Origin of the sequence: Nocardia niwae NBRC 108934 = DSM 45340 (assembly GCF_001613465.1) — a bacterium.
Taxonomy (GTDB): Bacteria; Actinomycetota; Actinomycetes; order Mycobacteriales; family Mycobacteriaceae; genus Nocardia; species Nocardia niwae.
Genome location: NZ_BDCK01000031.1, coordinates 122,584 through 134,257 on the forward strand (window position 1 = coordinate 122,584; position 11,674 = coordinate 134,257).

The 11,674-nt window shown below is 70.9% G+C and carries 11 protein-coding genes; 5 read left to right on the forward strand and 6 right to left on the reverse strand.

The window, feature by feature from the left end; genetic code table 11:
• The first annotated feature begins 1 nt into the window (after position 1).
• Positions 2–277, forward strand: coding sequence for an Rdx family protein (locus NNI01S_RS22340; RefSeq protein WP_063022085.1), 276 nt, complete (start codon positions 2–4; stop codon positions 275–277).
• A 9-nt stretch (positions 278–286) separates the two neighbouring features.
• Here the strand turns inward: NNI01S_RS22340 and NNI01S_RS22345 are convergent, their stop codons facing one another.
• Positions 287–514 carry an FmdB family zinc ribbon protein gene (locus NNI01S_RS22345; RefSeq protein WP_063022086.1) on the reverse strand — a complete coding sequence of 76 codons (228 nt, stop codon included), beginning with the start codon at positions 512–514 and terminating at the stop codon, positions 287–289.
• 378 nt (positions 515–892) lie between these two features.
• Between NNI01S_RS22345 and NNI01S_RS22350 the strand changes: the two genes are divergently transcribed.
• Positions 893–2,488, forward strand: coding sequence for a carboxylesterase/lipase family protein (locus NNI01S_RS22350; protein ID WP_084489176.1), 1,596 nt, complete (start codon positions 893–895; stop codon positions 2,486–2,488).
• A gap of 162 nt (positions 2,489–2,650) precedes the next feature.
• On the opposite strand, the gene manB is transcribed toward NNI01S_RS22350, so the two are convergent.
• The 3 genes from manB to rfbD all read right to left on the reverse strand — a co-directional run bounded on the left by manB (position 2,651) and on the right by rfbD (position 5,610).
• Positions 2,651–3,730 carry a mannose-1-phosphate guanylyltransferase gene (gene manB, locus NNI01S_RS22355; protein WP_063022087.1) on the reverse strand — a complete coding sequence of 360 codons (1,080 nt, stop codon included), beginning with the start codon at positions 3,728–3,730 and terminating at the stop codon, positions 2,651–2,653.
• Between the two features lie 44 nt (positions 3,731–3,774).
• Entirely contained in the window at positions 3,775–4,671 is an 897-nt protein-coding gene (locus tag NNI01S_RS22360; RefSeq protein WP_063022088.1) for a glycosyltransferase family 2 protein, read from the reverse strand.
• Between the two features lie 69 nt (positions 4,672–4,740).
• Positions 4,741–5,610, reverse strand: coding sequence for a dTDP-4-dehydrorhamnose reductase (gene rfbD, locus NNI01S_RS22365; protein ID WP_063022089.1), 870 nt, complete (start codon positions 5,608–5,610; stop codon positions 4,741–4,743).
• A 242-nt stretch (positions 5,611–5,852) separates the two neighbouring features.
• Here rfbD and NNI01S_RS22370 point away from each other — a divergent pair, with 242 nt between their 5' ends.
• The 3 genes from NNI01S_RS22370 to NNI01S_RS22380 all read left to right on the forward strand — a co-directional run bounded on the left by NNI01S_RS22370 (position 5,853) and on the right by NNI01S_RS22380 (position 9,422).
• Positions 5,853–7,277: an LCP family protein gene (locus tag NNI01S_RS22370; protein WP_063022163.1), complete on the forward strand. Its 1,425-nt coding sequence runs from the start codon at positions 5,853–5,855 to the stop codon at positions 7,275–7,277.
• A 3-nt stretch (positions 7,278–7,280) separates the two neighbouring features.
• Positions 7,281–8,003 carry a TIGR03089 family protein gene (locus tag NNI01S_RS22375; RefSeq protein WP_063022090.1) on the forward strand — a complete coding sequence of 241 codons (723 nt, stop codon included), beginning with the start codon at positions 7,281–7,283 and terminating at the stop codon, positions 8,001–8,003.
• A gap of 117 nt (positions 8,004–8,120) precedes the next feature.
• Positions 8,121–9,422, forward strand: a complete 1,302-nt coding sequence (locus NNI01S_RS22380; protein ID WP_063022091.1) for a cytochrome P450 — start codon at positions 8,121–8,123, stop codon at positions 9,420–9,422.
• On the opposite strand, the gene NNI01S_RS22385 is transcribed toward NNI01S_RS22380, so the two are convergent.
• Together NNI01S_RS22385 and NNI01S_RS22390 are read right to left on the reverse strand one after the other, a co-directional pair.
• Positions 9,423–10,124 (reverse strand): response regulator, encoded by a 702-nt coding sequence (locus NNI01S_RS22385; RefSeq protein WP_063022092.1) that lies wholly within the window; start codon positions 10,122–10,124, stop codon positions 9,423–9,425.
• Positions 10,121–11,623: a sensor histidine kinase gene (locus NNI01S_RS22390; protein WP_063022164.1), complete on the reverse strand. Its 1,503-nt coding sequence runs from the start codon at positions 11,621–11,623 to the stop codon at positions 10,121–10,123. Before NNI01S_RS22390 ends, NNI01S_RS22385 begins: the two co-directional genes overlap by 4 nt.
• Positions 11,624–11,674 lie beyond the last annotated feature (51 nt).

The following is an 11,674-nucleotide window of genomic DNA, read 5'->3' on the forward strand; positions in this document are numbered from 1 at the left end:
CATGGCACGCGTGGCGATCGAGTACTGCACCCAATGCCGCTGGCTGCTGCGGGCCAGCTGGATGGCGCAGGAACTGCTCAGCACGTTCGCTACCGACCTGGACGAGGTCGCGCTGCTCCCGGGTTCGGGCGGTGTCTTCCGGATCACCGTCGACGGCGAGCAGATCTGGGAGCGCAAGACCGACGGCGGCTTCCCCGAGATCGCGGTGCTGAAGCAGCGGGTTCGCGATCGAGTGGCACCCGAGCGCGACCTCGGTCACGTGGACCGGCGCGACTGACACGGGGAGTCAGCCGCAGCAGCCACCACCGCAGCAGCCGCCACCGGCCGGAGGCGCCGCGGGGCCCGGCACGGGCGCGCTCGCGCCGCCCCGGGAGACGGTGGCGAAGGTGGTCAGCAGTTTGACCGTGTCGTCGTGGCCGATCGGGCAGGTCGCCGGCGCCGACGATTCCGCCATCGGACGGGTCACCTCGAACGTGTCGCCGCAACTGCGGCACCGATAGCTGTAACTCGGCATCCGCTCAGTGTAGGGCCTGCGCCGGTGGGGCGTTCGGATCGGCGTGCGCGGAACTCTTCGCAGCGGCGTGCCGCGTCCGTACCGTGCTGGGCAGCGCGGCGATGAAGAGGTGACGGCGATGGCGGACGGCAGCGCGGGAGCGGTTCTGCGAGCATTGCTCGAGCTGGGCCCGGCTCCGCGCAGCGCGATCTTGGGGAGCGGAGGCATCCTTCCGGCTATCGGATAGCCGGCCGCCGCCGTGATCGATTCGACACCACCGCCCCGGACGAGGGTCTGAACAGCGGATGAATGCGGGCTGTCGCGGCGCTGTCACCGCATCGCGACGCTGACGTGCTGATCTTCGACGTACCCTCGAAAAGAAGGATGAGGAGGTCCGCGATGCGCGCTCAGTTCTCCGAGGCGGTGCCCGGTCCCGACGGCTTCGCCGAGCCCATCGCGCGAACGACCTACGGCGACGTCCGCGGCGTGCGCGAGGGCTCGGTATCCGTCTGGCGCAGCATCCCCTATGCCGCCGCCCCCACCGGACCGGCCCGGTTCGCGCCACCGCAGCCTCCGCAGCTCTGGGCGGGAGTGCGCGACTGCACCGCGTTCGGGCAGATCGCCCCGCAGACGATGGGCACCATGGTCCCCATCGACTCGGGCCTGACCATGGGCGAGGACTGCCTGTGGCTCAACGTCTGGTCACCGCGGCCGGAGACCGGCGACCCCGATCGCGTCGCGGACACCGCGCCGCGCCCGGTGCTGGTCTGGCTGCACGGCGGCGCGTACTGCCTCGGCACCGCCGCGCAGCAGATCTACGACGGACGCAAGCTGGCCGCGACCGGTGACGTCGTGGTCGTCGGGGTGAACTACCGCCTCGGCGCGCTGGGTTTCCTCGACCTCTCCTCGCTCGGCGGCGACTTCGCGCCGAACCTCGGCCTGCACGACCAGATCGCCGCACTGGAGTGGGTGCGCGACAACATCGCCGCGTTCGGCGGCGATGCGGGCAACGTCACACTCTTCGGCGAATCCTCCGGCGCCGGCTGCGTCACGGCACTGCTCACCGCACCGCGCGCGGCGGGCCTGTTCCACAAGGCGATCGCGCAGAGCCCTCCCGCCACCACGGTCTTCGGGCCGGAGCGGGCCGCGACCGTCGCGCAGCGCTTTCTCGAGTTGATCGAGCTGCCCGCGACACGGGCCAAGGAGCTGCTGGAATGCCCGATCGAGCGGATCGTGGCCGCGGCGGGCGTCCTGCTCGACGAGGTACCGCTCAAGGAGCCGGGCAGGCTGGCGGCCGCGCCCGTGGTCGACGGCGATCTGCTGCCGACCTACCCGATCGACCGGTTCCAGCGCGGAGGATCGCACCGGGTGCCGTTGATGATCGGGACGAACAAGGACGAGGCGTCGCTGTTCCGGTTGCTGCGCTCGCCGATCATGCCGGTGACTCCGGACGCGGTGAACGCGATGCTGCGGGACGTCGCGGCGGGCCACCCGGAGCTGTCCGCGGAGCGGATCGCCGAGATCACGTCGGCCTATCCGGATCTCAACAAGGCGCGCGGCGCGCTGGCGATGTCCACCGACGCGGCGTTCCGGATGCCCGCGCACTGGGTGGCCGACGGTCACGCCGAGCATTCGCCCACCTGGATGTACCGCTTCGACTACGCCACCCCGATGCTGCGCGCGGCCCGGGTCGGCGCCGGTCACGCCACCGAATTGCCTTATGTCTTCGGCAATTTCGGCACGCTCAACCTCGACCCCACGTTCTGGCTCGGCGGGCGCAAAGCGGCCACGGAGGTCTCCGGGCGGATGATCCGCCGCTGGCTGGCCTTCGCCGCGCACGGCGTCCCCGCCGCCCTCGACGGCTCCAAGCACTGGCCGCCTTACCGCCTGCCCGCCCGCACTACCTTGCTGATCGACGGCGTCGACCGTGTGGTCGACGATCCGGACCGCGACCTGCACACCGCCTGGGGACAGCAAGCCGTCGGGTTCTCCTAGCTTTAGCGCTGTCCGCCGCCCTCGGGGTGGCGGCGTCCGCGCGCCCGGACCCGAGTTTCGACCGCAGACCGGCGTCCCTCGGGGAAACTTCCCGCCACGTTGCCGGTCAGCGCGGTCCCGAGTGGACGCCGCTTCGTGCGGCAGCGGAGAGCGGAACGAACCTCAGACGTCGGTGGAGAAGCGGATGCCGCCGTCGGGGATCTCCACGCCGGGCCACACGCGGGCTCCGCGCAGCAGTTCGCAGCGGGCGCCGATGTTCGCGCCGTCGCCGATGACGCCGTCGCGGACGAGCGCGCGCGGGCCGATACGCGCCCCGAACCCGATGATCGTGCGCTCGACCGTGGCGCCCGCCTCGATCACCGCGCCGTCGAAGACGACCGCGCCGTCCAGGCGCGCGCCCGCGCCGATCTCGGCGCCGCGGCCGACGACCGTGCCGCCGATGAGCAGCGCTCCCGGCGCGACGCCCGCGCCGGGATGGACCAGCGACTCGCCCCGCTGACCGGGCAGGGCGGGGGAGGGCGCGATGCCGCGGACCAGGTCGGCGGAACCGCGGACGAAGTCCTCGGGGGTGCCCATGTCGCGCCAGTAGGACGCGTCGACGTACCCCTGGAGGCGGGCGCCCTCGGTCAGCAGCGCGGGGAACACCTCGCGCTCCACCGACACCGGACGCCCGGCCGGGATCTTCTCGATGTACTCGCGGCGGAAGACGTAGCACCCGGCATTGATCTGGTCGGTCGGCGGGTCCTGGGTCTTCTCCAGGAATGCGGTGACCCGGCCGTCCTCGTCGGTGGGCACACAGCCGAACGCGCGCGGGTCGCTGACCCGGACCAGATGCAGCGTGACGTCGGCGCGGGTCGACTCGTGGGTGTCGAGCACCGCGCCGAGGTCGGTGCCGCCGAGCACATCGCCGTTGAACACCATGACGTTGTCCGCGCGCAGCTTGGGCAGCACGTTGCGGATCGCGCCGCCGGTGCCGAGCGGCTCGGTCTCGGTGACGTACTCGAGCTCGAGACCGAGATCGGAGCCGTCGCCGAAGTGCTCCTCGAACACCTCGGCCTTGAACGACGTGCCCAGCACCACATGGGTGATCCCGGCCTCGGCGATGCGGGCGAGCAGGTGGGTCAGGAACGGCAGCCCGGCTGTCGGCAGCATCGGCTTGGGCGCCGAAAGGGTCAGCGGACGCAGCCGCGTGCCCTGCCCGCCGACCAGGATCACCGCGTCGGTGCCTGTATTTCCTGCCATCAAGCTCCCCTGTTCACAAGGTCGTTTCTCGCTTGCGCCGCCGGTTACCCGGCGTCGCGCGCCTGCTGGCGCAGGGCAGATCGAACCGCAATCCGTGAGCGGACCGCAAGTCCGGCCCGCAACGCCAGCCGCAGTGGAGCCTGCCACCAGTGCGGATGCCGGTCGGCCTGGAACCGGTAGGCGCTGGCGTGATGGGCGGGCAGCATCTTCTCGGGATGGCGGCCCGCGGCGTGACCCTTGGCGTGGGTCACCTCGGCGTCCGGCACGAACACGTTGTGCCAGCCCGCCTTGCCCATCCGGTCGCCGAAGTCGACGTCCTCCATGTACATGAAGTAGCGGGAGTCGAAGCCGTCGATCGAGTCGAACGCAGCGCGCCGCACCAGCAGGCACGAACCCGACAGCCAGCCGACGGCGCGCTCGGAGATCTCCTCGTTCTCCTGCCGGTAGCGGCGGGTCCACGGGTTGGACTTCCACACCGTGCCGAGGATCGCGTGACCGGCGCCGTCGAGCAGACCGGGCACCCGGCGGGCCGACGGGTAGACGCTGCCGTCCGGCTCGAGCACCAGCGGTCCGAGCGCGCCCGCACGCGGCCAGCGCTTGGCGGCGGCGAGCAGTTTGTCGATGGAATCGGTGCCCCAGCGGATGTCCGGGTTGGCGATCACGATGAACTCGACGCCTGGATCGATCTCCGCGACGGCCCGGTTGATCGCGCCGCCGTAGCCGATGTTGCCGCCGGTGCGTAGCAGCCGCACGTGCGAATTGGCCTCGGCGACGAGCTCGGGCACACCGTCCACCGACCCGTTGTCGGCGAGGATCACCTGCGGTTTCTCCGCGGTGGCCGCGGCCAGGGTGCTGATGAAGTGCTCGAGGTGCTCACCCGGCGAGTAGGTCACCGTGACGACGGCCAGGCCCGTGGGCGCGGCGGAATCGGAATCACTCACGACAGCCAACTCTAATGGGCGCGGACGGACGCCGTCGGCCGATGGCCCGCGCACGGGTGGCGGCTCGCGCTAGCCGGACCGCCGCGCCAGCGCGTCCGTCAGGGCGGTGCGCCAATCCCGCAGCGGCGTCAGCCCGGCGTCGTTCCAGGCGCGCGGTGACAGCACCGAATACGCCGGGCGCCGTGCGGGTCTGGGAAACGCGGACGAGTCGCACGGGCGCACGCGACCGGGATCGGCCCCGACGCCCGCGAATACGGCGCGCGCGAGTTCGAATCGACTGGCCCGCCCCGCATTGGTGGCGTGCAGCACCCGAGGGGCTTCCGGCCTGCCCGCCAGTTCCAGCAGCGCGGCGGCCAGATCCGCGGCGTAGGTGGGCGAGCCGACCTCGTCGTCGACGACGTCGACGGTGTCGCGCTCTCGTTCCAGTCGCAGCATCGTCGCGACGAAATCGCCGTCGCGCCCGGTATATACCCACGCGGTACGTACCACGTGCGCGTCCGGGCAGCGGCTGAGTACCGCCTCTTCGCCCGCGAGCTTGGACGCCCCGTACACGGACGTCGGGCCCGTCACATCGGCGGTGTCATACGGCCGATCCTGGGTACCTGGGAAGACGTAATCGGTGGACAGATGGATCAGCCGGGCGCCGAGGTCGGCGCAGATCTCGGCGAGCACGGCAGGTCCGGTGGCGTTGCCCGCGTACGCGGCTTCGGCTTCGGTTTCGGCCCGGTCCACGGCGGTGAAGGCGGCGCAGTTGAGCACCACGTCGCCGGGCGCGAGCACCGCGCGCACGGCGACGGGATCGGTGATGTCGAGGTCGGCGCGCCCGTAGCCGTCGGCGGCCGGAGCGAGACGCCGCAGTTCCCGGCCCACCTGTCCGTGCGCCCCGGTGACGACGAGGCGGGCGGATGCGGTGGATCGGGGGGCGGTGGGGTCGGTCACGGGCGCAAGTCTGGCACGCCGCCGGTCCCTCGGTTGCGGCCGTTCGCGATAACCGTTCGATAGCCTTGAGCTATCGGGGGATCCCGAAATCGGGCGGGGCGAGCGGTAACCATGGTGGCGGATCGGTTGCGCACGCGTCGCCAGGAGACCGAGTTTCGGCGAGAGGATGAGACTTGTCGCAGCGGAGGGGCACATCGGCGGCATCGCGGCGGAACCGAACCCGCGACCCTTCCTTCGGGCCGCTGCGCTCGTTCGTCGCGGCCGCCGCAGTGATCGTGCTGGCGCTCACCGGCTTCGCCTGGCACAGCGTCGACGCGCTGGTCGCCGATATCGAGCGCCTCGGCGATCTCGGCCTCGGCGGCAGCCGCGACGGCGCGGTGGACATCCTGCTGGTCGGGGTGGACAGCCGCACCGACGCGCACGGCAACCCGCTGTCGGACGCCGAGCGCGCGATGCTGCACGCGGGCGACGAGGTCGGCACCAACACCGACACCATCGTGCTGCTGCGCGTGCCGAACGACGGACGCTCGGCGACCGCGATCTCGATCCCGCGCGACTCCTACGTCAACATCGCGGGACTGGGCATGGGCAAGATCAACTCGGCCTACGGCGCGACCAAGGCGGCGCAGTTCCAGAAGCTCACCGAGCAAGGGGCCACGCAGGCCGACGCGGAGCGGCAGTCCACCCAGGCGGGCAGGCAGGCGCTGATCAAGACGGTGGCCGGGCTCACCGGCATCACCGTCGACCATTACGCGGAGGTGAGCCTGCTCGGCTTCGCGCTGCTCACCGATGCCGTCGGCGGTGTGGAGGTGTGCTTGAAGAACCCGGTCGACGAATGGATGTCCGGCGCCCGGTTCCCGGCCGGACGCCAGCGCCTCGACGGGCCGCGGGCGCTGAGTTTCGTGCGCCAGCGCCACGATCTGCCGCGCGGCGACATCGACCGCATCGTGCGCCAGCAGGTGTTCATGGCACAGCTGGTGCAGCAGGTGCTCAGCGCGAAGACGCTGGCCAATCCGGTCAGACTCCAGCAACTCAGCGACGCGGTGGGGCGCACGATCGTGCTGGACGAGGACTGGGACGTACTGGCGTTCCTGCAGCGGCTCAAGGACCTGTCCGGTGGACAGGTGAAATTCGAGACCATCCCGGTCGCCGACCTCAACGGAGAGACCGGCACCGGGGAATCCGTGGTCAAGGTCGAGCCGAAGGCGGTCAAGTCCTACGTCGCTTCGCTGGTCGGCGACGGCCCTGCCCCGCGCAACGCCGAGCCGGGCTTCGATCCGGCGAAGGTGACGGTGAGCGTCTACAACGCGGGCGGCATCGGCGGACTCGCGGCCGAGGTGGCACAGACGCTGAGTGCCAAGGGATTCCGCCAGGGCACGGTGTCCAACTACAGCGGCGGCCGCGTCACCAGCAGCCGGGTGCTCGCGGCGGACACCGCGAGCCCCAAGGCGCAGGCGGTGGCCAAGGCGCTGGGCGGGTTGCCGGTGCTCGCGGATCCGGCGCTGTCCCCGGATTCGGTGAGCGTCGTGCTGGCGAGCGACTATTCTGGTCCGGGCTCGTCGGCGAGCCGGATGTTCGACCTGTCCGGATCGTCGACCGCGGCCACACCAGTCCCGCCCGCTCCACCGATCGACGCAGGCCAGAACGGACCGAAATGCGTGAACTGAACCATGCGTGACATCGACCAGGCACATACCCTCACCGAAGCGGTACTCGATCCGATCCTCGCCCGCGATCCCGCGGGCCCGCGCGTCACCTACTACGACGACGCCACCGGTGCGCGTATCGAGCTGTCCGGCGCGACGCTGGCGAACTGGGCGGCCAAGACGGCCAACCTGATTCGCGACGAGTTCGGCCTGAGCCCGGGGGCCAGGGTCGCCGTCCTGCTTCCCGCGCACTGGCAGACCGCCGCCGTGCTGCTCGGCTGCTGGTGGGCCGGTACCGAGGTGGTGCTGCACCCGGACGCGGACGCCGATCTCGCCCTGGTCACCCCGGATCGCCTGGACGACGCCGACGGCGTGGGCGAGGTCGCGGCGCTGTCGCTGGACGCCATGGGTTCCCCGGTGCGCGATGTGCCGGTGGGTGTGACCGACTTCGCCACCTCCGTGCGCGTGCACGGCGACCAGTTCCTGCCTCGCGGCGCGGGCGTGGCGCTGGACGGCATGCCGGTTGCCGAAGTGCTCGCCGAGGCGCGGAAATCCGCTCTGCGTCAGGGCTTCGCCGAAGGGGACCGGGTGCTGTCGAGCACGCCGTGGGACACCGCGGCCGAGCTGATCGATGGGTATCTGGCGGTACTCGCCGCGGGCGCCTCGCTGGTGCAGGTGGTCAACCCGGATCCGGAGCAGCGTGAGCGGCGCATGACGTCGGAACGGGTGACCGCGCAGCGCGGATGAGCACGGGTCGGGTCGCGGCTCCTACCACGGTATAAGTACCGAATCCGACCTGAGCACGTTCCACAACCCGGTCGCGTTCCGTACGGTGGAGTCATCGCACGAGGAGGGGTTGGGAGTATGCAGCCGCATTACTGGTTTCGCTGGTTGTCCGTCCAGGGCGCGCCCCGCCTCGTCCTGCGCCTGCAGGCGCGCCGCGGTGACCCGTTCGCCGAACTGATGGGCGGGCCCGCCGGCTTCGACGACCCGTATCCGCTGATCGAGCGGTTGCGCGGGCAGGGAAGGCTGCTGCGCACCTCCATCGCGTGGGCGACCTTCGACCACGAGCTGTGCCGTGCCATCCTGCGCGACAGCCGTTTCGGCGTGCGCACCACGGAGAGCTTCAACATTCCCAAGCCGCTGCAGAAGCTGGCCGAGCGCTTCCCGCTGCCGCCGAATCCGGTCGAGCCCCCCTCGATGCTGGTGATCGATCCGCCACAGCACACGGCCATGCGCAAGCCGGTCGCCTCGGCGTTCACCCCGCGCGCGATCCGCAGGCTGAGCGACCGCGTCGAGACGGTCACCGGGGAGTTGCTGGACGCGCTGCCCCCGCACGGTTCGGCGGACCTGATCCGTTCGTTCGCCGCCCAGGTGCCGATCGCGATCATCTCGGAGATGCTCGGCTTCCCCGACGAGGACAAGGCCCTGTTCCTGCACTGGGGCGATCAGATGACGCCGTTGCTCGATGTCGGCATCCCGTGGCGCGCGCATCGCGACGCGCTGCGCGCCATGGAGGTGATGAACGACTACCTCGACCGGCACATCGAACGATTGCGCCGCGAGCCGGGCGAGGACATCCTCTCCACTCTGGTCACCGCGGGCGAGCTGGACTCCTACGCGCTCAAGGCCACCGCGAGCCTGCTCATGGGGGCGGGCTTCGAGACGACGGTCAACCTGATCGGCAACGGTGTCGCGCAGCTGCTGGCGCATCCCGACCAGCTGGAGCGGCTGCGCGCGGAACCGGAGCTGTGGCCCAACGCCGTCGAGGAGATCCTGCGCTTCGACTCGCCGGTGCAGACCACCGCGCGGACGGCGCTGACCGACGTGGAGATCGACGGGGTCACGGTGCGCGAGGGCAACACGGTGGTGCTGTCGCTGGCCGGAGCCAACCGCGACCCGGCGATCTTCGCCGACCCGGGGCGGTTCGACGTCGGGCGCGACAACGCCAAGGAGCACCTGTCGTTCAGCAGCGGCGTGCACGTCTGCCTCGGGGCCAGCCTGGCCAGGATGGAAGGCGTCTACGCGTTGCAAGCCCTCTTCGAGCGGTTCCCCGGACTGCGCTTGGACGGTTCGCCGAAGCGGCGCGCGCTGTTCACCCTGCACGGCTACGAGCGGATGCCGGTGCGTCTCGGTCAACCAGCGCAGGCGCCCGAGCCGGTCTGATCAGCCGGTGGTCTTCCAGACGTAGCGCGTTTTCGGACGCCCGGCCCTGCCGTAGTCGGAGCGCCGGACGACCAGCCCGTCGTCGGCCAGTTTCTCCAGGTAACGCCAGGCGGTGATACGCGAGACGCCGACCGAGGTCGCGGTGTCCGCGGCGGTCACGCCCTCGCCCTCGGCCGCGCGCACCGTGCGGGAGATCTCGTCGAGGGTCTGCGGTGCGACGCCCTTGGGTGTCGCCGCGCGCTGATCGGTCGTGCGCAGCGCGCTCAGCGCCCGGTCGATGTCGTGCTGGGAGATGGCGCTCTCACCGGCCGGAAGCGCGGTGCGGAACTCGCGGTAGCGGTCGAGCTTGTCGCGGAACGCGGCGAAGGTGAACGGTTTCAGCAGATACAGCACGACGCCGTGTGATACGGCGGTGCGCACCATGGCCAGGTCCCGTGCGGAGGTGATGGCGATGACGTCCGGGCGCGGCGCCAGACCGGTCAGCGCGGCGGCGACGTCGAGACCGCTGGCGTCGGGCAGACCGATGTCCATCAGCACCAGATCGATCGGCGTGCCCTCCGCCGCGGCGTCGGCCGCCGCGCGCATCGCCTCGCGTCCGGTGTGGGCGACGCCGACCGGGGTGAATCCGGCGATACGCTCCACGTAGGCGCGGTGCGCCTCGGCGATCAGCGGCTCGTCTTCGACGATCAGCACACGGATCATCGCGCTTCCTTTCGTGGAATCGTCACGGTCACCGCGCTCTCGGGATCCCGTTGGGTGCGGATGCTTCCCCCGTGGCGAGCCACCAGCCGGTGGACGAGCGCGAGCCCGAGACCGTGATGGGCGGCTTTGGTGGAATACCCGCGCTGGGACGCGCGCGCGAACATCTCCGCCGACATGCCGGGGCCGCTGTCGGCGACCCGGATGTAGAGCATGGACTCCGCCGCGGTGTCGCCGCTGTGACGCAGGGTGACCTCCACCCAGCCGGACGTGCTGTCCGCCGCGGCGTCGATCGCGTTGTCGACGAGATTGCCGACGAGGGTGACGGTTTCGTGCGCCGACAGCGGCTCCACCGAGTCGAGCGCGGTGTCGTCGGTGATCGTCAGCTCGATGCCGCGTTCGGCGGCCTGGTTCACCTTGCCGAGCAGCAACGCGGCCAGGGCGGGCGCCCCCACCGCGGCGAACAGCCGATCGATCAGCGCCTGGGATAGCTCGAGTTCCGCGGTGGCGAACTCGACGGCCTCGCGATGGCGGCCCAGCTCGACCATGGTGACCACGGTGTGCAGCCGGTTGGCGGACTCGTGCGCCTGCGCCTGCAACGACTCCGCGAAGCTGCGCACGGAATCCAATTCGCCCATCACCGCTTGCAATTCGGTGTGGTCGCGGATGGTGATCACCGTGCCGATCGCCCGGCCTTCCCATTCCACGGTGTCCTGGTTGACCAGCAGGATCCGGTCGGTCGTCACGTGCATCTCGTCGCGGACGGTGCCCCAGCTCATCCGCTGCAACGACAGCGGGAGGTCGCTGCGCCGCACCTCGCCCGGAGGCAGGTCGAGCAGGCGGCGCGCCTCGTCGTTGACCACCTCGGCGTCCTCGCCGGACGGCCCGAAGACCACCAGCCCCTCGTGCACCGAGTGCAGCACGGCGTCGTGGTGCTCGTACATCGCGCGCAACTCGTCGGGTGCCAGGCCGTGCGTCTGCCGCCGCAGCCTGCGGCTGAGCAGGAACGATCCGCCCGCGGCCAGCACCAGGCCCGCTGCGGCGACGCCGAGGATCACCGGGAGCTGGGTGGCGACCTGGTCGCCGATCTTCGCACGGGTCACACCCGCGGAGACCAAGGCGACGATCCGGCCGTTGTCGTGCACCGGCGTCACCGCCCGGATCGAGGGGCCGAGCGTGCCGGTGAAGGTCTCGGTGAAGGTCTCTCCGGCCAGCGCGCGATCGATAGTGCCGCTGAACGGCAGCCCGATCATCGCGGGATTGGTGTGCGTGTAGCGGGTCCGGTCCGGCGCCATGACCACGATGAAGTCCATGCCGGTCTCGTGCCGGATCTCCTCGGTCACCGGCTGCAACAGCGCCGTCGGATCCGCGCTGCGCAGCGCCTCGACGGTGGACGGCGCGTCGGCGACGCTGACCGCGACGTCGGTGACCTCCCTGGTGGTGGTGACGTCGCTGTCGTGCCTGGCGTCCAGGACCGCGAGCAGCACGCCGATCCCGATCATCACTGCGAGCACGACCAATTGGAAGACGAACGCCTGCCCGGCGAGGGAGAG

Coding starts and splice junctions, on each gene's coding strand:
- NNI01S_RS22385 (WP_063022092.1), bottom strand. CDS start 10,124: ATGATCCGTGTGCTGATCGTCGAAGACGAGCCGCTGATCGCCGAGGCG.
- NNI01S_RS22340 (WP_063022085.1), top strand. CDS start 2: ATGGCACGCGTGGCGATCGAGTACTGCACCCAATGCCGCTGGCTGCTG.
- manB (WP_063022087.1), bottom strand. CDS start 3,730: ATGGCAGGAAATACAGGCACCGACGCGGTGATCCTGGTCGGCGGGCAG.
- NNI01S_RS22375 (WP_063022090.1), top strand. CDS start 7,281: ATGCGTGACATCGACCAGGCACATACCCTCACCGAAGCGGTACTCGAT.
- NNI01S_RS22380 (WP_063022091.1), top strand. CDS start 8,121: ATGCAGCCGCATTACTGGTTTCGCTGGTTGTCCGTCCAGGGCGCGCCC.
- NNI01S_RS22350 (WP_084489176.1), top strand. CDS start 893: ATGCGCGCTCAGTTCTCCGAGGCGGTGCCCGGTCCCGACGGCTTCGCC.
- NNI01S_RS22390 (WP_063022164.1), bottom strand. CDS start 11,623: ATGATCGGGATCGGCGTGCTGCTCGCGGTCCTGGACGCCAGGCACGAC.
- NNI01S_RS22345 (WP_063022086.1), bottom strand. CDS start 514: ATGCCGAGTTACAGCTATCGGTGCCGCAGTTGCGGCGACACGTTCGAG.